Source organism: Actinomadura montaniterrae (assembly GCF_008923365.1).
Lineage (GTDB): Bacteria > Actinomycetota > Actinomycetes > Streptosporangiales > Streptosporangiaceae > Spirillospora > Spirillospora montaniterrae.
This window is the reverse complement of sequence record NZ_WBMR01000034.1, coordinates 15,205-35,963: the sequence shown is the minus strand read 5'-3', so window position 1 is coordinate 35,963 and position 20,759 is coordinate 15,205. Positions and strand designations below refer to the sequence as shown.

Here is a 20,759-nt window from a genome sequence, read left to right as displayed (position 1 = left end):
CAGTTGACATCTGGGCCGGACCGTGCCTACCTTGTTCTAAACAACCAGTTAGTTAGTAACTGCTCCGGAGGGCACCATGTCCACCCAGAACTCACTGTCATTCCTGGTCAGCGGCGCTTCCCGCGGGCTCGGGCGGGAGATCGCCCGCGCCGCGCTGGAGGCCGGCCACCGGGTCGTCGCCGGAGTGCGCACGCTCTCCGCGCTGGACGACCTCGCCGCCGAGCACGGCGACCGCCTCGTGGTCGTCCCGCTCGACGTGACCGACGCGCACGCCGCGGAAGCGGCCGTGCGGACCGCCGTGGACCGGTTCGGCCGGCTGGACGTCCTGGTCAACAACGCCGGCTACGCCGACCTCGCCGCGATCGAGGACGTCGACTTCGACGACTTCCGGACCCAGATCGACACGAACCTGTTCGGCGTGGTCCGGCTGACGCGGGCGGCGCTGCCGGTGATGCGCGAGCAGCGCGCCGGGCACATCGTCCAGGTCTCGTCGGTGGGCGGCCGGCTCGCCACCCCGGGCCTCGGCGCCTACCAGACCGCCAAGTGGGCCGTCGGCGGGTTCTCCTCGGTGCTCGCCGCCGAGGTCGCGCCGCTCGGGATCAAGGTCACCGTGCTGGAACCCGGCGGGATGCGCACCGACTGGGCGGGGTCGTCCATGCGGATCGCGCCCGTCCGCCCCGAGTACGCCGAGACCGTCGGGGCGATGGCGGCCAGGCACGCGGACGGGAGTGTCACGGCGGCGAGCGACCCCGCCAAGGTCGCGCGCCTCGTCCTCGACGTCGTCGCGCTGGACGAGCCGCCGCTGCGCCTGCTCGTCGGCCCCGACGCCTACGCGTACGCCACCGCCGCGGGCCGCGCCCTGCTCGCCGAGGACGAGCGGTGGCGCGAGCTGAGCGTCTCCACCACCGCGGACGACGCCACGGCGGAGCACGTCGACCCGCTCGGCCACGCCCGCCCCTGAAACCCGGGCCGGCCGGGCGTCGGGGGGAGGGGTCAGCGGGCGCGGCGTTCCTCGTCCTCCAGGAGCGGGCCCAGCCGGAACGGGACCTGCTCGGTGAGGACGATCGAGGTCGTGCTGCGGCGCACGCCGGGGCACGCGAGAATCGAGTCGATCACTTCGTGCAGCTGCTTGCCGTTCGGGGCGACCGCGCGCACCAGCAGGTCGCCCTGCCCGGTGATGCCGAGCACCTCCAGGACGCGCGGGATCGCCGCGAGCGCCTGCGCGGCCTCGCGCAGCCGGCCCTGCGCGACCTCCAGGGTGACGAACGCGGTCAGCTCGAAGCCGAGCGCGCCGAGGTCGACCTCGCGGCCGCGATGCCCGATGACGCCGTCGCGCTCCAGCCGCTCGACGCGGGCGTGCGCGGTGTTGCGGGCGATGCCGAGCTTGGCGGCCAGCTCGGTGATCCCGATGCGGGGCTGGTCGACCAGCCGGCGCAGGATCTGGATGTCGAGGAGGGTGGCACGCGTCACAACGCTCATCTCCGGCGGGTAACTCGGTTCTGACTTGAGCAATCCGCTCAATTATCGCCTCATCATCTTGCACTCCGCTCAGGCAAGAGTGCTCAATGTGGCTGAACAGTCCGGCCGCCGGGAGAGGGGCAGCACCATGACCAGTACCTCCGCGCTCCGCGACCGCCTCGAGCTGGAGCGGGGCCGGGTCGCGCTCGGCGGCGTCCAGGCGCTGGTCCGGCTGCTGCTCGAGCAGCGCCGCGCCGACGCCCGCCGCGGCTGGACGACCGCCGGCTTCGTGTCCGGGTACCGGGGATCCCCGCTCGGCGGGCTCGACCAGCAGCTGATGCGCGAGGCGAAGCTCCTGGACAGCCACGACATCCGGTTCATCCCGGGCGTCAACGAGGAGCTGGCCGCGACCGCCGTGTACGGGTCCCAGCTCGTCGACCACCTGCCGGACCCGCGCTACCAGGGCGTCTTCGGCCTCTGGTACGGCAAGGCGCCCGGCGTCGACCGGTCGCTCGACGCGTTCAAGCACGCCAACTGGCTCGGCACCGCCGAGCGCGGCGGGGTCCTCGCCGTCGTGGGCGACGACCCGTCCTGCAAGTCCTCGACGCTGCCGTCCGCGACGGAGGGCGCGCTCGCGGAGGCGTTCATGCCGGTGCTCGCGCCCGGATCGATCACCGACGTGCTGCGGCTCGGCCGGCACGGGTTCGAGATGTCCCGGTTCAGCGGCGCGTGGACCGGGTTCAAGCTCGTCACCGACGTCGCGGACTCGCTCGAGGTCGTGGACGTCGCGCCCGTCCCGGACCCGGTCGTCCCCGAACTGGAATGGCGTGGCCGCCCCTGGAAGCCGACGCGGCGCCCCGGCGTCGACCTCAAGGACACGACGTCCCTCGAAGCCGAGGTCCTGCACGGACGGCTCCGCGCCGCGGCGGCCTACGCGTCCGCGAACGGCCTCGACGTCATCGAGGGCGCCACCGGCGACGCCGCCATCGGGCTCGTCGCGTCCGGCCGCACCTACCTCGAACTGCGCGAGGCCCTCGACCGGCTCGGCCTCGACGACGCGGCCCTCGCCCGGCGCGGCGTCCGGCTCCTCAGGCTCGCCCTGATCCACCCGCTCGACCCGGTGCGGCTCCGCGCGTTCGCCGCCGGCCTCCGCGAGATCGTCGTCGTCGAGGAGAAGCGCGCGTTCGTCGAGACGCAGATCCGCGACCTGCTGTACGACGCGCCGGAGCGGCCCGCCGTGCTCGGCAAGAACGGGCCCGACGGCGCGCCCCTCGTCCCCGCGGACGGCGGCCTCACCGCCGACCGGATCGTCAAGGCGCTCGCCCGGCTCCTCGCCGACCGCGTCGGCGAGGACCACGTCGACCTGCGCGACCCGGCCCTGCGCCCGCGCAAGCCGAGCATCAACCTGCTCGCGCCCGCCCGCACCCCGTACTTCTGCTCCGGCTGCCCGCACAACCGGTCCACGGTCGTCCCCGACGGGTCGATGGCGGCGAGCGGCATCGGCTGCCACGTCATGACCGTCTTCCAGGACCGCAGCATCGGCACCACGCAGATGGGCGGCGAGGGCGCGATGTGGGTCGGCGCCGCGCCGTTCACCGGCACCGGGCACATGTTCCAGAACCTCGGCGACGGCACGTTCTTCCACTCCGGCAGCCTCGCGGTCCGGCAGGCCGTCGCCGCCGGCACCAACATCACCTTCAAGCTGCTCTACAACGCGGCCGTCGCGATGACCGGCGGGCAGGACGCCGACGGCGGCACCGACCCCGCGTCCATCACCCGCATGCTGCACGCCGAGGGCGTCGCGAAGATCGTCGTGGTCGCGGACGACCCGTCCCGCTACCCGCGCGGCACTCAGTGGGCGCCCGGCGTCCGGGTCCGGCACCGCGACGACCTCGACGCCGTCCAGCGGGAACTGCGCGAGATCCCCGGCGTCACCGTGCTCCTCTACGACCAGGCGTGCGCCGCCGAGACCCGCCGCAAGCGCAAGCGCGGCCTCGTCCCCGACCCGCAGACCCGCGTGCTGATCAACGAGGCGGTCTGCGAGGGCTGCGGCGACTGCGGCACCAAGTCCAACTGCCTCAGCGTCGAGCCCGTCGAGACCGAGTTCGGCCGCAAGACGCAGATCAACCAGACGTCCTGCAACAAGGACTACTCCTGCGTCGACGGCGACTGCCCGTCGTTCGTCACCGTGATCCCGGGCGAACGGAGGCCGTCCGGGCCCGCGCTGCCGAAGATCGGCGAGCTCTCCGAGCCCGCCTCCCGGCCGGACGCGGCGGACGTCCTGCTCGTCGGCATCGGCGGCACCGGCGTCGTCACCGTCAACCAGGTCCTCGCCACCGCCGCGCTCCTCGACGGCCGGCACGCCCGCGCCCTCGACCAGACCGGGCTCAGCCAGAAGGCCGGCGCGGTGGTCTCCCACCTGCGGATCGGCGCCGCCCCCGCCGAGCGCCCCGGCATGATCGGGGACGGCGGCGCCGACGCCTACCTGGTGTTCGACGCGCTCGCAGGCACGTCCGAGACCAACCTGCGCCGCTGCGCCCCCGGCCGCACCACCGCCGTCGTGTCCACCAGCGAGGTCCCGACCGGCCGGATGATCACCGACGTGACGGCGTCGCTGCCGCCGAGCGCGTCCCTCTTCCGGCAGATCGCCGCCCGCACCGACGCCGCCCGGCTCGTCGCGCTCGACGCCCTGGACCTGGCCGAACGCTGGTTCGGCAGCACCACAACCGCGAACTTCGTCGTCGTCGGCGCCGCCTACCAGGCCGGGCTGCTGCCGCTGTCGGCGCGCGCGATCGAGGAGGCGCTCGCCCTCAACGGCGTCCAGGTCGACGCGAACGTCCAGGCGTTCCGGGCGGGCCGGCGGCTCGTCCTGGAGCCCGGCTGGGCCGAACCGCCCGCCGCCCCCGCCGTCCAGCGGCCCCTCGCCGTCAACGCGCCCGCCGCCATGAACCTCGTGGACGCGTCGGGCACCGACGACGAGCTGGCCCGCGTGCTGCGGATCCGCGTCCCCGACCTCGCCGCCTACCAGGACCTCGCGCTCGCCAAGCGGTACCTCGACGCCGTCCTGCGCGTCGCCGCCGCCGAACGCGACGCCGTCGCGTCCGGGCAGCGGCTCGCCGTCGCCGTCGCCCGCCACCTGCACAAGCTCATGGCCTACAAGGACGAGTACGAGGTCGCGCGCCTCCACCTCGACCCGGCGCTCACCCGCCAGGTCGAGGAGCAGTTCGGCGCGGGCGCCACCGTCCGGTACATGCTGCACCCGCCGCTGCTGCGCGCCGTCGGCGTCGACCGCAAGATCGCGCTCGGCCGGACGGCCCGTCCCGCGTTCCACGCGCTGCGCGCGATGCGGCGGCTGCGCGGCACCCCGTTCGACCCGTTCGGCGCCACCGCCCAGCGCCGCGCCGAACGCCGCCTCGTCGCCGAGTACCTCGCGGTCGTCGACGAGCTCGCCCGCGGCCTCGACAAGGACAACCACGCCCTCGCCGTCGAGATCGCCGAACTGCCCGACATGATCCGCGGCTACGAGGACGTCAAGACCGCGAACATCGCCCGCTACCACGACAGGCTGCGCGACCTCCTCGGCTCCTGGCGCGCGGAGCAGCCGCTCCCCGCCGGGAACAGGTAGGACCGGCCGGCCGCGGCCCGCACCCCAACGACGTGGCGCGGGGCCGCGGCCGGCTGCATTCCCCGCTCCCGTTTCGAACCGCCGCCGGCCCGGACTCCTTTTCCGCTCGCCCCGCAGCCCCGTCGAACCGTCGCCGCCCCGTCCGGCGTACTCCGGAACATGGCGCACGGCCGGTGACCCGCCGTCGCCGTCCGACCGGGGAGGGACCCATGACCGCCGAGCCCGCGGGAGCCGACTGGCGGGCCGCGCTGCCGCGGACCCGCCGCCGGTCGCCCTTCCCGTGGCTCGCGCTCGCCGGGGTCGTCGCGACGATCGCCGCCGCGGCCACCCTCGTCCTCGGGCTCGGCGACACCCTCAGCGCCCCCGATCGCCCGCGCGGACGGCTCCTCCCCCTCCAGGCCGCGTCACCGACCGCCCCGGCGCCCCGTCCGACTCCCGCGCAAGGCCGGCGCACCTTCTCGGCCCCGGCCCCGGCTCCCGCCCCGGTGCCGTCGGTCTCGTTCCGCCAGGCCCTGCTCCGCCTGCGCTTCGCGGTGGGTCAGGGCGTCGCGACCGGCGACGTCCGCGCGGACGTGGGCGTCGACCTCACCAACGTCATCCAGGGCATGCTCGCCCACCCCCGCCACGGCGGCGCGGACGTCGCGGACCTGCAGCACAAGATCTCCACCCGCACCCGCGAGGGCGCCATCGCCGCGCGCCGCTCGACCGAACTCCACCAGATCCTCGCCCAAGCCACGCCGCCCTGACGCCCGAAGCCGCCCGGTCCATCACCCACCGAACCGATCCACGCTCGGAAAAGTGCGCGCCCGCCGAAAGACTCGGCGGGCGCGCTCCAGGATCAGCGTTCCTCGCGGTACAGCACGTGGGCGCGCCGCACCGGGTCGTACTTGCGGAGAACCAGGCGGTCGGGGTCGTTCCGGCGGTTCTTGCGGGTCACGTACGTGTGGCCGCTGCCCGCGGTCGACCGCAGCTTCACCACCGGCCGGACGTCGTTTCGTGCCATCGGGAACCTCCTCCGTTCAGAACGACACCGATAACCATTGCCGCTCCTCGTTTAATCCCGCAGGTCACAGATGCCGCCGGAGCGCCAGCGCGAGCTCGTCCCGCCGCGTCTCGCCGACGTCTTCCTCCGGCGCGCGTCCGAGCAGCGCGAACACCCGCGGCCCGCGCAGGTCATCAGGCAGGTCGTCCGCGCGCGGGACGATGTGGAAGTGTACGTGCGAGAACCCTTCGGCCTCGGCGAACTGCGCGATGTAGGTCTTGCCGCATCCGGTGACCGCGTGCAGCGCCCGCGACAGCCGCACCTGCCAGGACCCCAGCGCGGCGGCCTCCGCGTCCGTCAGCTCCGCGACGGCGGTGACGTGCCGGCGCGGCATGAGCACGAGCCAGCCGGGCGTCCCGGTGCCGAACGCGTGCGCCACGCGCCAGCGCTCGTCGAACGCGACGATTTCCCGAGGCGGCAGCGGTCCATCCGGCCGTTGTGCTCGCACACGAGGCATTCGGGGTTCTCCATGGCGGCCGATCCTAGGAGCGTCCGCCGGGTGCGGCGCGGGCCGCGATGGCCAGCAGCCCGGCGAGCAGAAGGGCGGCGGCGACCGTGGCGGCGGTCGGGTCGTGCGCGGTGCGGATCGGCCAGAACCACAGCGATGCCCATGACCGTTCGAGGGCGCGCCCGCACAGGATCGTGTAGGCGAGCGGCAGCGTCCAGCAGCGGTGCGGGCCGGCGACGACCGCGGTGAGCAGCGTCATGCCGGTCAGGCCGGCACATGCCCGGATCAGGGCCAGGGTTCCGCCGGTCGGTGCCCGGCCCACGGCAGCGGCCGCGAACAGCACCGTGGCCGCGGCGAACAGCAGCACCACCGTCAAGATGCGCAGGACGGGCAGGTGACGCCCGGTGACCCGCTCGACCTCCCCGATGGGGCTCCCGGTGGCGGCGCCGACCACCGCCGCGGCCCCCATCGCGACGACCAGCGGAACCATCGCGCCGAGCGCCCCACCCGACCGGGGAATCGGCAGCACCAACACAAGCGCGACACACGCGATCGCCCCCACCGCAGGCCCGGCCCGCCGAGAAGCCAAATGCAACCGAACCAGCCGCAACGCCGGCATCGACATCACAACAACACCTCCCTGATCAACAACCACCAACAACCACCAACAACCACCAACAACCCGAGCAAAACCCCAGCCCCGACACACAAACGCAGCACGACACGCAAACGCAGCACGGAGGGCGCGTCGCGGCGTCGAGTGCCCGGCACGGAAGGCCCAGCGCGACGCCACGGCTCGGCGGCTGCGGGGTTGGGACGCAGCGCGAAGGCACGGGACGCGGCGCGGCGCGGCGGCACAGCGACACAGCGCGGCTGAGAGGACGCGGCACGGCGCCAGGGCTCGGCACGGCGCGGGGGCTCGGCGCGGCGCGGGGGCGGGTGTACGGCGCGGAGGCGCGGCACGGAGGCGCGGTGCGAAGGGCATGACACGGAGGCGCGGTGCGGCGCGGTGCGGGGGTGGGAGCGCGGCGCGGAGGCGCGGGACGCGGAACCGCGACCGCGGCACAGCGCGGGGCGGGAACGCAGCACAGCGCGGGGCGGAGGTACGGCGCAGCGTATTGGGCGCGACGCGAGGGCTCGGCGCAGTGTGGGGACGCGGCGCGGAAGCGCGGGACGCGGCGCGGAAGCGCGGGACGCGGCGCGGAAGCGCGGGACGGAAACACAGCACGGCGTGGGGCGGAGGTACCGCGCAGCGTATTGGGCGCGGCACGGCGGACGCGGCACGGGAACACGTCACGGCGCGGTGCGGGGACGCGGAACGCGACCGCAGCGCCGCGCGGGGCGGGAACGCAGCGCCGCGCGGGCCGGGTACGCAGCACAGCGCGGGGCGGGAATGCGGCACAGCGTGGGCGGGAACGCGGCAGGGCGCGGGGCGGAGGTACGGCGCAGCGTATTGGGGGCGGCGCGAGGGCTCGGCGCGGTGCGGGGGCCGGGTGCAGCGGGGAGGCGCGGGACGCTCCGCGGCACGGCGTGGGGGCGGCGCGGCGTGTTGGGGGTGGGGTCAGGGGAGGGCATTTGGGGGGAGGTGGGTGGTGCGGAGGGGGTGGAGGTGGGTGGCGAACCATTGGTGGCGGGTCGGTGGGGGGAGTGCGGCTAGGCGGTGGGCGGCGGCGAGGACGGCGGGGGTGGGGCCGCCGCGGGTGGGCAGCGCGGACGCGTCCGGAGGGTCCCCGGCCGCGATGAGGACGGCGAGGACGGCGGCTTGGCGTGCGGGGTCGGTGCCGTCCCACGCTCCGAACAGGAGACCGGCCGCCGTGTCGGCGCGCATGCTGCGCGCGGCGCGGCCGGTGACCGGTCCTCGTTTGTCGTAGGCGTCGAAGGGAGCCGGCACGGAGAGGACGCCGTCCGTGATGTGCGGGCCGTCGACCGGTCTCTGGTCGATCCGGGACGGGACCCCGGGCAGGCCCGCCAGCTGGCTGGTCACCGGACGCACCGCGGCGGCCACGTCGGGAAGGCGCGCCTTGAGCGCCGGGTGGACGCAGATCTGGATCGGTCCGCGGTCGCAGGCCGGGGTGTAGGGCACCGGACGGCCGTCGCCGCGGGACTCCAGTCGCGGGATCACGGCGATGCCGCGGCCGGCGTCGACACGCCCGGTCCCGGCGAGCCAGAGTCCGGCGCCTGCGGCGGCGGTGCCGGTGGCCGTCAGGATGATCCCGGCCGTCCGGACGAGCGGTCCGCCGGCGGCGCCGCGCAGGGCGAGCGGGCCGAGCGCGACGGCGACCAGGCCGGCGGCGAAGATCAGCTCGACGGCGGGAAGGTCGTGGCCCGTCCGGTAGAACAGCGCGCGGTACGGATCGGTGACCTGGCCGACCGGGCTGACCAGGCCCACGGCGACGCCGGTGGACTTCAGCGTGCCCGCGACGACCAGCAGCAGGAACGCGCCGATCGCGGTGAGGGGCGCGACGAACCGTCCGGACAGCATCGCGCCGGTGGCGTGCCCGGCGGCGCAGAACGCCAGGAACGCGGCGAAGGTCGCGGCGACCGGCCACCAGGGCGGGGATCCCCAGCTCGCCGTGTGCGCCGTCAGCCCGTACAGGAAGCCGGTCGCCGCGGACAGGAACGCCAGGCCCCACAGCGCCGTCGCGGCGCAGCCGGGAAGGGTGCGGCTCCAGCCGCCGCGCGCGGTGCTCACCAGCAGCTCGCCCGTGCGGGCGCGTTTCTCCCGGGACGCGGTCCATGCGGCGGCGCCGGCGATGACCGGGCCGAGGCCGAGGAGGGTCTCCTGCAATGCCTCGCCGCGGCGGGTCCAGACGGCCGACGCGGTGACCGAGCGCCCGTACGGCGAGATCCACAGCAGGACGGCCAGGGTGGGCAGCAGGAAGGGGGTGACGTTGCGGCGGAGTTCCAGCCGCAGCAGGCCCATCATGTCCGGGTCTCCGCGAGGACGGCGCTGTAGCCGCGTTCGAGCGGCGCGTCCCCGATGCCGGTGCCGGCGCCCCGGGCGCTCAGTTCGGCCGGTGTGCCGGTGAAGACCAGCCGCCCGTCGGACATCAGCCCGACCTGGTCGCATGCGGCGCCGACGTCCTCGACGAGGTGGGTGCTGACGATGACGGTCGCCCGCTCCCCCATGCGGCGCATCAGGGTGCGGAACTGGACGCGCTGTTCGGGGTCGAGCCCGGCGGTGGGCTCGTCCAGCAGCAGCAGCTCGGGCTCGTTCACGATCGCCTGCGCGATGCCGACCCGCCGCAGCATCCCGCCCGACAGCGTGCGCAGCTTGGAGCGGGCGCGGTTGCCGAGGCCGACGTCCTCGACGGCGGAGGCGACGGCGCGCGGGACCCGGGCGCGCGGCATGTCCTTCAGCAGCGCGATGTACTCCACGAACTCCACGACGGTGAAGCCGGAGTAGTAGCCGAGGTCCTGCGGCAGGTAGCCGAGGCGGCGCCGGATCTCGCGGCGTTCCGCGTGCCCGGCGGGGTCGCGGCCGAGCAGCCGCAGGTCGCCGGCCGACGGCGGGATCACCGTCGCCAGCACGCGCAGCAGCGAGGTCTTGCCCGCCCCGTTCGGCCCGAGCAGCCCGTACACGCCGGGCCCGATCCGCAGGTCGACGCCGGCGACGGCCTGCCTGCGGCGGAAGGACCGCGTCAGGCCCCTGGTCTCCACGTTCACTGCCAACCTCGCTTCGCCGGGCCGGACCTCGGCGCGGCCGGGGTGCTGGTGCCGATCAGGACGACGGCCGCGCAGACCACGGCCAGGACCGCGTACGGGACGAGCAGCGCGGGCCGGGCGACCGCGGCGGCGGCATGCCCGGTCACGGCCCGCGCGGACAGTACGGCGAGGCACCAGACGGTGAGCCCGGCGGCGACGCCCGTGTTGGCCGATCTCGTCAGCGTCGCCACCGCCAGCGCGAACGCCGACACCGCCGCCATCGGGACCAGCCAGCCGAAGGTGACCGCGGCGGCGTGCGCGGACGCCGCCGACGCGGCCAGGCCGAGCAGCGCGTCCGTACCGAAGACGGCGGGGACCCGGACGAGCAGCACCATCCGGTCGCCGATCGGCAGCGTGCGGGTCAGTTCGTAGGCGGGGTCGACGCCGGGGCCGTAGGCGTAGGCGATGCCGGCGGCCGCGACGACCGGCGCCAGCAGCGGGACCAGCGCGGTCCCGGTCGCCAGCGACGCGACCGTCCCGGCGCCGAGCACGGCGATGGAGGCCAGCAACCAGGGCAGCAGCAGGGACGGCGTGGACAGCAGCGCCCGGGCGAGCCCGTCCGACCGCAGCAGCGCGGCGAGCGCCCGCTCGACGCGTCCGGGCGGACGGTGCCAGATCTGTGCGGCGACACCGAGCCACACCCGCTCGAGGTCGGGTGTCTCGTTCATTCCGGCTCCTTCCTCTCCCTCCGGGCGGCTCTCATGACGGCCTCCTTCATGACGGGCCTCCCAGCGCGGTGCGCAGGAACCGCCGGGCGCGGAAGGCCCGGCTCTTCACGGTGCCCTCGGGGATGCCCATGGTCTGTGCCACCTCCGCCACGCTCCGGTCCTCCTCGTACAGCAGCCGCCACAGCTCGCGGTCGGGCTCGTCGAGCCCCGCCACGGCCGCGTCCAGCTCGATCCGGGTCAGCGCCCGTTCGTGCTGGTCGGCCTGCGGATGAGGCGGCAGCAGGTTGGGCGGCCGGTTGCGGCGCGCCCACAGCGCCGCCTGCCTCCGCGCGATGCCCCACAGCCAGCCGCCCGCGCCGGCGCCGTCCGGTCGCCCGCGGTCCGGGCGGTAGCTCCGGGCGCCCTTCCAGACGCCGAGGAACGTCTCCTGCAGCACGTCCTCGACGGCGTCGGCGGCGAGCATGCGCCCGAGGCGCGCGGCGAGCCACGGCGCGTGCCGCGAGAACAGGTCCCGCAAGGCCGTGTCGTCGCCGCCCGCCATGGCCGCGATCAGCTCGTCATCGTCCATCACTCCTCTATTGCGGCATCGCCCGTCCCGGTTCACCAGACTTCCGGGCAGTTGTGGACAACGGGCGGCGCGGCGGCCCTGACGGCGGGCGGCCACGGCCGGCGCGGCGGGCCCGACGGCGGGCGGCCCTGGACGGCGGGGTCTTAGACTCGGCGTGTGGACGGGGTGCGTTGAACGAGCTCAGCCAGGAGGACTTCGCGTCCCTGTTGGCGTTCCGGACGGGTCTGCGCCGCTACCTGCGCTGGAGCGAGACGCGGGTGCGCGAGGCGGGGCTGACGCCGGCGCAGCACCAGCTGCTGCTGGCGATCAAGGGGCACGGTCCGCGGGTCGCTCCGACGGTGGGCGAGCTGGCCGGGTACCTGCTGCTGCGGCACCACAGCACGGTGGAGCTGATCGACCGGGCGGAGCGGGCCGGGCTGGTGCGGCGGGGACGCGACGCCGAGGACAACCGGGTCATCCGGGTGTCGCTGACGCCGGCGGCCGACCGGGTCCTGTCGGAGCTGACGCGTCTGCATCTCGCCGAGCTGCAGAGCCTCGCGCCGATCCTGGAGCGGCTGAGCGCCGAGCTCAGGCATCTGGAGAACCCGCACCCCGGTTGACGCGGGGCCTTGAACCCCCGGCCTGAACCCCCGGCGCCTGAATCCCAGCTGGACGCGACCTGATGTCAGTGTGTGGCGAGGGCGGCGATCGCGCCGACGGCGACCATGCCGGCGAGCAGGACCGCGGTCATGATCCAGCAGGTCCATCGGCTGGGTTCGGCGCGTTCGCGGCCCGGCGGCGTCTCGGCCTCCGCGAGCTGGTTGAACATCGCGAACCGTGCGGCGAGATCGTGGTCTTCCTTGCAGAGGCCCATCTCGATGAGCGCGAGGACGCGGCTCTCGTGCAACGGCAGGCTCATCGCCCCTCCAGCCACTCCGCTTCCGCCCTGGCCGCTCCGCTTGGCGAGAAGGGCGTGTGCATGTCCTATTAACCGGAACACGCAAGATCTATCGTCCCGCGATAGAACAGTTACGGCGCCGGAGCGCGCGGGCCGAACTCGACGCAGCAGTAGCCGTCGTGCGGCGCGAGGGTCGCCTGGACCGAGGACGCGCCGAGGCCGTCCACCATGCCGGACAGGAACGCGTGGTTGACGCCGCAGACCAGGTCGGGGTCGTCGGCGGCGAGCGGGTGGAACGGGCAGTTGCGCAGGCGCAGCCGGGCCGGGCTCTCGCGCTCGGGCTCGAACCCGTGCCGTGCCAGCACGTCCGCGGCGCGGGTGAGCGCGCGCTCCGCGCCGAGCCTTCCGCCGCGGACGGGCCGGCTCTCCGCTTCGCCGAGCGTCCGGCCGCGTTCGGCCGCCGCCCGCAGCGCCGCCTGCTCGCCGCTCTCGCCCGCGGACTGCGTGCGGACGGCGTCCAGCAGGATGCCCGCCAGCAGCCCGTGCTCCCGCTGCGGCACGCTGACCTGCACGTCCATGCCGGACGGCTCGTACACCTTCGGCGCCCGCCCGACCCGGCGCACGCCGGACGGGTTGGCGTAGCCGGCCCGCAGCAGGCCCGCCGCCACGAGCTTGTCGAGGTGGAACGCGGCGAGCTTGCGCGAGATGCCGACACTGGCGGCGGCCTCGTCCCGGGTGACGGGGCGGTTCGCGGCGCGGATGAAGGCGTACATGTCGCGGCGCAGGCCGTCGCTCAGGATCGCGACGGCCTCGAGCGCGGTGGGATCGGCGGGCACGCCCCCACTTTACGCCCAGAAATCTGGCTGAAACCAGGACGACATGCCCAGGTTCTGGCCATCCCGTTGACGGCCTCTCCTAAAACACCAATACTTGTTGGCGAAATAGGAGGTCGCCATGGACGCCCTGCGGCAGGCCAAGCGGCCGGTGAGCGCGCTCGCCGGGCCGTACGGACATCCCCTTCACCCGCTTCTGGTGACGGTCCCCATCGGGGCATGGACGTGCAGCCTGGTCTTCGACGTCGCCTCCCGCCTGGTAGGCGACCCGGCGTTCCTGGCCAAGGGCTCGATGTGGCTCATCGGGATCGGCGTCGCCGGCGCGCTCGCCGCCGCGTCCGCCGGGTTCCTCGACCTGCTCGCGATCGCACCGGGCACGCCCGCCTTCCGCTCGGCCCTCGTCCACATGTCCCTGAACCTCGCCGTGACGCTCGCGTACGTGGGCGGATTCGGCTGGCGGACGGCAGCGGACCATGCGGGCGCGGTCGGCGCCGGGCAGCTCGCGCTGTCGGCCGTGTCGTTCGCGGCGCTGGCCGTGTCGGGGTACCTCGGCGGACGGCTCGCCTACCGGTACGGCGTCCGCGTCGCCGACGAGACGGCGCAGGCCGAGGGCTTCACGCAGGCCGACGGGCCCACGCAGGCCGACGCGTCCACACAGGCCGACGGGTCCACGCGGGCCGACGGGTTGGCCGCCTCCGCGCCATCCGCACAGGAGCCGGCGAGCCGGCGCCTCACCGAGAACGAGGGATCACCATGACCATCGCCGCCCTGATCACCTGGCTCGTCACCGCGCTCGGCGGCTTCTACATGCTCGGCACCTGGATCGCGCGGGGCGGCGTCCGGTCGGGCCGGACGCGCCTTCCGGTCCCGGTCGTCCTCGGGCACTTCCTGCTCGCCGCCGCCGGGCTGGTCGTATGGATCGTCTACCTGTTCGCCGACCGTTCCGCGCTGGCCTGGACGGCGTTCGGGCTGCTGCTGCCCGTCGCGCTGCTCGGCTTCGTCATGTTCGCCCGCTGGTTGCCGTCTGTGCGCGCGCACACGGTCGCGCCCGAGGGCGCGCCGGGCGCCGCGGAGGCGGCTCCGGCCGAGAGCGCGTTCCCGGTCCCGGTCGTCGTGGGACACGGCCTGTTCGCGGTGGCCACCCTCGTCCTCGTCCTGCTGGCGGCCCTGCGCGGCTAACCGCCGTCGCCCGGCAGCGCGTCGCCGGGGAAGCTGCGGACGGGGTGGACCTCGTAGGTGAACACCCCGGCGCGCACGCCCGGGTCGTCCTCCATCAGCTCGCGCGTCCGCTCGACGGTCGCGTTGAAGATGCCGACGCCGCACAGGTCGCTGTCGTCGGTGACCGGGCAGACGATCGACAGCAGTCCGTCGGCGCGCAGCCGGAAGTTGCGGCGGCCGTGCTCCCAGACGACCGCGTCCGCGCCGGCACGGCCGTACCCTTCGGCCGCCTTGAGCAGGACGACCGTGTATCCCCTGGTCAGCGCCCGCTGGGCCTGCATGTACTCGTCGGTGATCTCGGTCATCGCCAGCCTCCTCCGCTGCGCGGGATCGTACCCCTCACCAGGGGACGGGACCCTGCTCGCGGAAGAATCCGCCGGTCGGCCCGTCCGCGGGCAGGGTGGCGAGGTCCACGACGATCCGGGAGCCCTCCTCGACGGTGCGGGTGCCGCGGTGCGCGCTCATGTCCGTCGCGACGTACCCGGGCGTCGCCGAGTTGATCTTGATGTGCGCGAGGCCGGGGTCGGCGGCGAAGGCCGCGGCGTACTGGACGGTCAGCATGTTCAGCGCCGCCTTGGAGCTGGAGTAGGCGAGCCGCAGGTGCGCGTCGCCGCCGAAGTCCGTGCCGCCGCCGGTCAGCGTGAGGGACGCCGTCGTGCTGGACACGTTCACCACGCGCGGGGCCGCCGAGCGGCGCAGCAGCGGCAGCATCGTGTTCAGGACGGTGACGGCGCCGAAGACGTTGACCTCGTAGGTGCGGCGCATGTCGTCGGCGGTCATCTCGGTGGCGAGCGCCTCGACCATGAGCCCGGCGTTGTTGACCAGGACGTCGAGACGGCCGTGCTCGTCGCCGATCCGGGCGGCGGCGGCCGCGACGCTCGGCGCGTCGGTGACGTCGAGGGGCAGCGGCCGCACGTCGCCGTCCGGTGCGAGGTCGCGCGCGGCCGCGGCTCCCCGGTCCGCGTCCCGGCTGCCGAGCAGGACGGTCATGCCCCGCCGCGCCAGCCGCCGCGCGGTCTCCTTGCCGAGTCCCCTGTTCGCCCCGGTCACGAGCGCCGTCGTCGCCATGGCATCCTCCTCGCGTTACAGCCTGTATCTCAATATACAACCTGTATCATCACGGCCATGGAGCGAGCAGCCGGGATCGAACGCACCCGCCGCGCGATCGTCGACGCCGCGCGGCGCCACCTCGTCGAGGTCGGCTACCACGGGCTGAGCATGGAGCGGGTCGCGGCCGAGGCCGGGGTGACCCGGGTGACGGTCTACCGCCGGTTCGGTTCCAAGCCGAGCCTGCTGGAGGCGGTCGCCGACGACCTCGCGGGGCGCTCCGAGGTCGTCCCGCAACTGCGGGAGGCCCTCGACCGGCCGGACGCGCCCGGCGCGTTCCGCGGAACCGTGTCCGGGATCTGCCGGTTCTGGGGAACCGATCCCGATCTGCTGCGCCGGCTGGTCAGCCTCGCGGAGGTCGATCCGGAGGTCCGCGACGTCATCGCCGGGCGCGAGCGGTGGCGGCTGGCGCAGGTGACCGCCGCGATCGGGCGGCTGGACGGCGAGGGACGCCTGCGCCCGCCGTTCGGGGTGCCGGAGGCGAGCGCGGTGGCCGGGGCGGTGACGTCCTTCCCGTCCTGCGACGCGATGGCCGCCGACCTGGGCGTTCCCCACGCCGATCTCGCCGGCCTCCTGATCCCGCTCCTCGCGTCCGTCGCCGACCTCGGCTGAGGGCGCCGCGCGGCCCGGCACCATCCGCGGTTCCCGGCGCGTTCACCCGCCGGACGGACGCGGCTCCTACCGTGCCCCGGTGACCGAGATCAACATGTCCTCCCTGCCCCGCCGGACGGTCCTGGTCGGCGCGCTGGGCGCCGCCGCCCTCGCCGCTACCGCCGCCCCAGCCTCCGCCTCGTCCCGCCCCCTCCGGGTGCTGATCGCGACCAACGAGCCGTGGGGCACTTACCACGTCTCCCCGCTGCTCGCCGAGGCCGCGGCGCGCGGCGTCCGGCTGACCCAGCTCGTCCCCGACCGGTCCCGGATCGCACCGGACGACCCGGTGCCCGTCGCCACCCCGGACACCGCGCCGCGCGCCGACCTGCTGGTCGTCACCGGAGCGGGCGACTGGCCGCTGGAGTGCGCGGCGCGGTTCCGGCACCTTCCCCTCGCCGCGAGCTCGCTGGCCTACCTCGGCCCGGACGAGGCGCCGGGCGCGAAGCGGCTGCGCCCCCGGCTGCGCACCGTCACCTCGTCGTCGGACGCCGAGGCGCGGTCGTTCGCGAGCTACCTCGGCACCCGCCGCCGCGTCCATGTCGTCGGGTCGCCGCAGACCGACGACCTGCCGCGCCGCGCGCCGGAGAGCGGCCTGGTGCTGGTCGTCACCAGCGTCACCCACCCGGACGGGACGGGCGGCGCCGCGCCCGGCACCGAGCTGCTGCTCGCGTCGGCGGCGCGGCTGAAGGACGCCGGCAAGCACGTCCTGGTCGGCCTGCACCCGCGCGAGGACCCGGAGCTGTGGCGGCAGTACGAGATCAGCGCGGTGCCGACGCTCCAGGCGTCCGCGCGGGCGGAGGCGGCGATCGGGATCCCCGGCACGGTGTTCCCGCTGATCGCGGCGGTCGGCACGCCGCTGGTCGGATGCACCGATCCGGCGCTGGAGGTCCCCGGCTACCTGCTGTCGGTGTGCTCGTCCACGATCACGGACGCGGCGGACGCCGCCGGCGCCGTGTCCGGCGCGCACCTGCCGGACGCGTCCGTGCTCGCCGACGCCGTCGGGCCGGTCGGCGGGTCCGCGGCGCGGCTGCTGGAGGCGTGGCGCCGGACCCCCGGGGTCCACTGATCCCCCGCGCGCGCCCGCGGAAAGCACGACGGGCATCCCGTCCGGATCGGGATGCCCATCATGTGGTGGGGCGGTGGGCGGACCGGATCGTCATCGATCCGGGTCAAGGTTCCGTCCGCGCCCGCGTTCTGCGTCAAGCATGTCAAGCAGGGAGTTAGGTGCCGGCGACCACTTCCTTCTCGGTTTCGGGGACGGGGGCGACGGGCTGCCGGCGGCGCGGGGTCATGCCGAGGGCGGCGATCGCGGCGATGACCATGAACGCGCCGACCATCAGCCAGGCGTGCACGTAGGCGCGGTGGGCGTCCACGTAGCCGTGGGGGGAGCCGAGGACGGCGACGGCGAGGCTGACGCCGAGGACGCTGCCGATCTGCCGGCTCATGTTGACGACGGCGCTGCCCGTCGCGAACCGGTGGTCGGGCAGGTCCGCGGCGGCGGCGGAAAGGATGGTGGGCAGCGCGAGGCCGACGCCGACGCCGCCGACGAGCCAGCCCGGCAGCATCTCGGCGGCGTAGGCGGGGGTCGCGTCGAGCGAGGCCGCGACCATGACGACGCCGAACGCGCAGAGCATGCAGCCGACGGCGGTGATGAGGCCGACGGGGACGCGGCGCGCCGCCATCTTCCCGGCGATCAGCGCCATGACCGGGACCATCAGGGGCCCGGGCGCGACGCCGAGCCCGGTGCGGACCGGCGAGTAGTGCCAGACCTGCTGCATCCACAGCACGCCGAGCAGCAGTTCGGCGGCGAACGCGACGGTGAAGAGCAGGACGGCGGCGTTCGACCAGGCGAAGGTGCGGACGCCCAGCAGCGCCGGCTCGATGACGGGCGCCGGGTGCCGGCGGGAGCGTCCCCAGAAGAAGGCGAGGGCGATCACGGCGGTGCCGATCACGATGGCGGTGCGCTGCCCGGGCCAGTCGTTGATCTTCACCACGCCGAGCGCGAGCAGCGCGATCGCGCCGGTCAGCACGGCGGCGCCGGGCAGGTCGGGGACGCGGGCCGCGGCGCCCTCGCGGCTGTCGGGCACGAGGCGCAGCGCCAGGAGCGTCGCGAGGATCCCGATCGGCACGTTCACCTCGAACACCCAGCGCCAGGACGAGTCGACCAGGACCCCGCCGACGGCGGGCCCGGCGGCTGCGGCGAGCGCGGACGCCGACGACCAGATCCGCACGGCGCCGGCGCGGCGTCCGGGCGGGAAGACCGACAGCAGCAGGCCGAGGCTGGTGGGGATGAGCGCGGCGGCGCCGGCGGCCTGGACGACGCGGAACGCGACGAGCCACCACAGCGACGGCGCGAGGGCGCAGGCCTGGGAGGCGAGGGTGAACACGGTGAGGCCGAGGACGAGGCCGCCCTTGCGGCCGTAGCGGTCGGCGAGCCTGCCGAGCGGGACGAGCAGCGCCGCGAACACGATCGCGTAGCCGTTCAGCACCCAGGACAGGTCGGCCAGGGACGTCCCGGCGAAGTCGCGGCCGATGTCGTCGAACGCGACGTTGACGATGAACAGGTCGAGGCCCGCCATGAAGGAGGCGACGGACAGCACCGCGAGCGAGGCACCCGGGCGCACCTGACTTTGTTTCACCATAGTCAGGGACGCTAACCCCGCCACCTGACTTTGGTCAAGCGAAGTCAGCAGGTTTATAGTGGATCCCGTGACGATCGCACTTGAGGGGCATTTCGCCGACCGCGACACCTGGTCGATGCAGAACTGCCCGGTCGCGCGGACGCTCGCCGCGCTCGGCCCGCCGTCGGCGGTGCTGGTGCTCAGCGAGGCGTACTTCGGGACGAACCGGTTCGGCGACTTCGTGAAGAACCTCGAGATGACCGAGTCCGCCGTCACCGCCCGCCTGCGCCACCTCGTGAGCGCGGGGCTGCTCGTCCGCGAGCCCTACCAGGAGCCCGGGCAGCGCACCCGCTACGAGTACCACCTGACCAAGATGGGGCTGGACCTCGCGCCCACGCTCGTCAGCCTCATGGAGTGGGGCGAGACGTACCTGCCCGGCGAGGAGGGGCGGCAGGTCGCGCTCCGGCACGCCGGCTGCGGCGAGGGCGTGACCGCGCAGGTCCGCTGCGCCGCCGGGCACGACGTCGCCGTCGACGAGATCGTGATGGGTTCGCCGTCGGCCGCGCCCGACGGCGAACCCACCTAGCCGCCCCCGCGCGCGGTGGCGAACTCCCCAGCCGGCCCGCGCGCGCGGAGGCGAACCCAGTGACCGCCCCGGCGGGCTAACCCTCCGCCCGGGCCGGAGCGGGCCAGGGCCGGGGCCCCGGCTCGGACGGGGCGCGGGACGACGCCGCGCCAGCGATCCGCAGCGCGTGCTCCACCAGCGCGACCAGCACCTCCTTCGCCGACCCGGTCCGCCGCGCGTCGCACAGCAGCACGGGCACGTGCGGGTCGATGTCCAGGGCCGTCCGGATCTCCGGCGGCTCGTAGCGGTCGGCGTCGTCGAAGCAGTTCACCGCCACCACGAACGGCGTGCCCTTCTGCTCGAAGTAGTCGATGGACGCGAAGCTCGCCATCAGCCGCCGCGTGTCGGCGAGCACGACCGCGCCGAGCGCGCCGCGCGACAGCTCGTTCCACATGAACCAGAAGCGTTCCTGCCCGGGCGTCCCGAACAGGTAGATGGCGACGCCGTCGCGCAGCGTGATGCGCCCGAAGTCCATCGCCACCGTCGTGGTGGTCTTGGCGGCGACGCCGTCCAGGTCGTCCACGGCGGCGCCGACGTCGGTGAGCGCCTCCTCGGTGCGCAGCGGCCGGATCTCGCTGACCGCGCCGACCAGGGTCGTCTTGCCGACCCCGAACCCGCCGGCGACCAGGATCTTCAGCGCGACCCGCGGCCCGTCGGCCCGCTCGTCGTGCTCACCGGCGGGATCGGGCGGGGGGTCAGAGCGCGCGGAGTTCATCGAGCACCCTCCTGAGCAGGTTCGGGTCGTTGTGCGGCTGGACGGACGGGGTGGCCGGGGCCCAGCGCTGGACGCTCACCAGGCCGGAGTCGACCAGGTCGCCGGCCAGCACCCGGATCACGCCGAACGGCAGGTCCAGGTCGGAGGCCAGGTCGGCCAGGGCGTGCGGGCGGCGGCACAGCGCGAGCAGCCGGCGCTGGTGCCGCGACAGCCGGCCGGGCTCGGCCGGCTGCCGGCCGGTCGCGACGAGGATCGCCACGATGTCGAGCGGCTCGCCGCGCGGCCGGGTCCGGCCGCGCGTCACCGCGTAGGGGCGGACGATCGGCCCGGCGGCGGCGTCGATCCACCGCTCGCGCGCCGGCGCGAACGGGCCGCCGCTGCCGGCGGGCTCGCCGAAACCACCGGGCTCGCCGAAACCACCGGGCTCGCCGGGGTCGCCGAACCCGTTCGGGTCGCCGGGGCCCGGGGGTCCGGCGGAGGCGGCCGGAGGGGCGAAGGCGCCCGGGGCACCGGGCCCGCCGGGGCCCGGGGGTCCGCCGGTCCCGGGTGCGCCGGGACCGGCGGGTCCCCGGGGGGCGCCGGGTGCGCTGGGGGTCAT

General features: G+C 74.8%; 24 protein-coding genes. 9 read left to right on the top strand and 15 right to left on the bottom strand.

Annotated features, from left to right (window positions below):
• Window positions 1–76: 76 nt before the first annotated feature.
• Window positions 77–961 carry an SDR family NAD(P)-dependent oxidoreductase gene (locus tag F9B16_RS14970; RefSeq protein ID WP_151540662.1) on the top strand — a complete coding sequence of 295 codons (885 nt, stop codon included), beginning with the start codon at window positions 77–79 and terminating at the stop codon, window positions 959–961.
• Window positions 962–993: 32 nt separating this feature from the next.
• Here the strand turns inward: F9B16_RS14970 and F9B16_RS14965 are convergent, their stop codons facing one another.
• The gene (locus F9B16_RS14965; protein ID WP_151540661.1) at window positions 994–1,479 is read right to left on the bottom strand and encodes an Lrp/AsnC family transcriptional regulator; all 486 of its coding nucleotides are present in this window, start codon (window positions 1,477–1,479) and stop codon (window positions 994–996) included.
• A gap of 127 nt (window positions 1,480–1,606) precedes the next feature.
• On the opposite strand from F9B16_RS14965, the gene F9B16_RS14960 reads away from it, so the two are divergent.
• Window positions 1,607–5,083, top strand: coding sequence for an indolepyruvate ferredoxin oxidoreductase family protein (locus tag F9B16_RS14960; RefSeq protein ID WP_151540660.1), 3,477 nt, complete (start codon window positions 1,607–1,609; stop codon window positions 5,081–5,083).
• A 209-nt stretch (window positions 5,084–5,292) separates the two neighbouring features.
• Window positions 5,293–5,829 (top strand): hypothetical protein, encoded by a 537-nt coding sequence (locus F9B16_RS14955; RefSeq protein WP_151540659.1) that lies wholly within the window; start codon window positions 5,293–5,295, stop codon window positions 5,827–5,829.
• 92 nt (window positions 5,830–5,921) lie between these two features.
• Here the strand turns inward: F9B16_RS14955 and rpmG are convergent, their stop codons facing one another.
• The 7 genes from rpmG to F9B16_RS14920 form a co-directional block, all read right to left on the bottom strand.
• Window positions 5,922–6,086 (bottom strand): 50S ribosomal protein L33, encoded by a 165-nt coding sequence (gene rpmG / locus F9B16_RS14950; RefSeq protein ID WP_151540658.1) that lies wholly within the window; start codon window positions 6,084–6,086, stop codon window positions 5,922–5,924.
• Between the two features lie 64 nt (window positions 6,087–6,150).
• Complete coding sequence (locus tag F9B16_RS14945; protein WP_192808794.1) at window positions 6,151–6,582, bottom strand: HIT family protein; 432 nt, start codon at window positions 6,580–6,582, stop codon at window positions 6,151–6,153.
• A 25-nt stretch (window positions 6,583–6,607) separates the two neighbouring features.
• The gene (locus F9B16_RS14940) at window positions 6,608–7,102 is read right to left on the bottom strand and encodes a hypothetical protein (protein WP_151540657.1); all 495 of its coding nucleotides are present in this window, start codon (window positions 7,100–7,102) and stop codon (window positions 6,608–6,610) included.
• Between the two features lie 1,032 nt (window positions 7,103–8,134).
• Window positions 8,135–9,499 (bottom strand): hypothetical protein, encoded by a 1,365-nt coding sequence (locus tag F9B16_RS14935; protein WP_151540656.1) that lies wholly within the window; start codon window positions 9,497–9,499, stop codon window positions 8,135–8,137.
• On the bottom strand, window positions 9,496–10,233 hold the full coding sequence (locus F9B16_RS14930) for an ABC transporter ATP-binding protein (RefSeq protein ID WP_225991639.1): 738 nt from the start codon (window positions 10,231–10,233) through the stop codon (window positions 9,496–9,498). The genes F9B16_RS14935 and F9B16_RS14930 overlap by 4 nt, the downstream gene beginning before the upstream one ends.
• Window positions 10,234–10,235: 2 nt before the next feature.
• Window positions 10,236–10,946, bottom strand: coding sequence for a hypothetical protein (locus F9B16_RS50870; RefSeq protein ID WP_192808793.1), 711 nt, complete (start codon window positions 10,944–10,946; stop codon window positions 10,236–10,238).
• 46 nt (window positions 10,947–10,992) lie between these two features.
• Window positions 10,993–11,514, bottom strand: coding sequence for an RNA polymerase sigma factor (locus F9B16_RS14920; protein WP_151540654.1), 522 nt, complete (start codon window positions 11,512–11,514; stop codon window positions 10,993–10,995).
• Between the two features lie 170 nt (window positions 11,515–11,684).
• Here F9B16_RS14920 and F9B16_RS14915 point away from each other — a divergent pair, with 170 nt between their 5' ends.
• Complete coding sequence (locus F9B16_RS14915; protein WP_151540653.1) at window positions 11,685–12,113, top strand: MarR family winged helix-turn-helix transcriptional regulator; 429 nt, start codon at window positions 11,685–11,687, stop codon at window positions 12,111–12,113.
• A 65-nt stretch (window positions 12,114–12,178) separates the two neighbouring features.
• On the opposite strand, the gene F9B16_RS14910 is transcribed toward F9B16_RS14915, so the two are convergent.
• Together F9B16_RS14910 and F9B16_RS14905 are read right to left on the bottom strand one after the other, a co-directional pair.
• On the bottom strand, window positions 12,179–12,412 hold the full coding sequence (locus F9B16_RS14910; protein WP_151540652.1) for a DUF3040 domain-containing protein: 234 nt from the start codon (window positions 12,410–12,412) through the stop codon (window positions 12,179–12,181).
• Window positions 12,413–12,522: 110 nt separating this feature from the next.
• Window positions 12,523–13,227 (bottom strand): helix-turn-helix transcriptional regulator, encoded by a 705-nt coding sequence (locus F9B16_RS14905; RefSeq protein WP_225991638.1) that lies wholly within the window; start codon window positions 13,225–13,227, stop codon window positions 12,523–12,525.
• Between the two features lie 118 nt (window positions 13,228–13,345).
• On the opposite strand from F9B16_RS14905, the gene F9B16_RS14900 reads away from it, so the two are divergent.
• The gene (locus tag F9B16_RS14900; protein WP_151540651.1) at window positions 13,346–13,981 is read left to right on the top strand and encodes a DUF2231 domain-containing protein; all 636 of its coding nucleotides are present in this window, start codon (window positions 13,346–13,348) and stop codon (window positions 13,979–13,981) included.
• Entirely contained in the window at window positions 13,978–14,403 is a 426-nt protein-coding gene (locus tag F9B16_RS14895; protein ID WP_151540650.1) for a hypothetical protein, read from the top strand. Before F9B16_RS14900 ends, F9B16_RS14895 begins: the two co-directional genes overlap by 4 nt.
• Here F9B16_RS14895 and F9B16_RS14890 read toward each other — a convergent pair.
• Both F9B16_RS14890 and F9B16_RS14885 read right to left on the bottom strand, forming a co-directional pair.
• The gene (locus tag F9B16_RS14890; protein WP_151540649.1) at window positions 14,400–14,747 is read right to left on the bottom strand and encodes a YciI family protein; all 348 of its coding nucleotides are present in this window, start codon (window positions 14,745–14,747) and stop codon (window positions 14,400–14,402) included. The two genes, F9B16_RS14895 and F9B16_RS14890, sit on opposite strands and share 4 nt — an antisense overlap.
• A 34-nt stretch (window positions 14,748–14,781) precedes the next feature.
• Window positions 14,782–15,510 carry an SDR family NAD(P)-dependent oxidoreductase gene (locus tag F9B16_RS14885; RefSeq protein ID WP_151540648.1) on the bottom strand — a complete coding sequence of 243 codons (729 nt, stop codon included), beginning with the start codon at window positions 15,508–15,510 and terminating at the stop codon, window positions 14,782–14,784.
• A gap of 57 nt (window positions 15,511–15,567) precedes the next feature.
• Here F9B16_RS14885 and F9B16_RS14880 point away from each other — a divergent pair, with 57 nt between their 5' ends.
• Together F9B16_RS14880 and F9B16_RS14875 are read left to right on the top strand one after the other, a co-directional pair.
• Window positions 15,568–16,161 (top strand): TetR/AcrR family transcriptional regulator, encoded by a 594-nt coding sequence (locus F9B16_RS14880; RefSeq protein ID WP_151540647.1) that lies wholly within the window; start codon window positions 15,568–15,570, stop codon window positions 16,159–16,161.
• A 79-nt stretch (window positions 16,162–16,240) separates the two neighbouring features.
• Window positions 16,241–17,266 carry a hypothetical protein gene (locus tag F9B16_RS14875; RefSeq protein ID WP_225991637.1) on the top strand — a complete coding sequence of 342 codons (1,026 nt, stop codon included), beginning with the start codon at window positions 16,241–16,243 and terminating at the stop codon, window positions 17,264–17,266.
• 154 nt (window positions 17,267–17,420) lie between these two features.
• On the opposite strand, the gene F9B16_RS14870 is transcribed toward F9B16_RS14875, so the two are convergent.
• Window positions 17,421–18,842: an MFS transporter gene (locus F9B16_RS14870; RefSeq protein ID WP_151540646.1), complete on the bottom strand. Its 1,422-nt coding sequence runs from the start codon at window positions 18,840–18,842 to the stop codon at window positions 17,421–17,423.
• Between the two features lie 67 nt (window positions 18,843–18,909).
• Between F9B16_RS14870 and F9B16_RS14865 the strand changes: the two genes are divergently transcribed.
• Window positions 18,910–19,407 (top strand): winged helix-turn-helix transcriptional regulator, encoded by a 498-nt coding sequence (locus F9B16_RS14865; RefSeq protein ID WP_225991636.1) that lies wholly within the window; start codon window positions 18,910–18,912, stop codon window positions 19,405–19,407.
• A 76-nt stretch (window positions 19,408–19,483) separates the two neighbouring features.
• On the opposite strand, the gene F9B16_RS14860 is transcribed toward F9B16_RS14865, so the two are convergent.
• Both F9B16_RS14860 and F9B16_RS53590 read right to left on the bottom strand, forming a co-directional pair.
• Window positions 19,484–20,161 (bottom strand): GTP-binding protein, encoded by a 678-nt coding sequence (locus F9B16_RS14860; protein ID WP_151540645.1) that lies wholly within the window; start codon window positions 20,159–20,161, stop codon window positions 19,484–19,486.
• Window positions 20,142–20,759 carry a DUF742 domain-containing protein gene (locus F9B16_RS53590; RefSeq protein ID WP_264159704.1) on the bottom strand — a complete coding sequence of 206 codons (618 nt, stop codon included), beginning with the start codon at window positions 20,757–20,759 and terminating at the stop codon, window positions 20,142–20,144. Before F9B16_RS53590 ends, F9B16_RS14860 begins: the two co-directional genes overlap by 20 nt.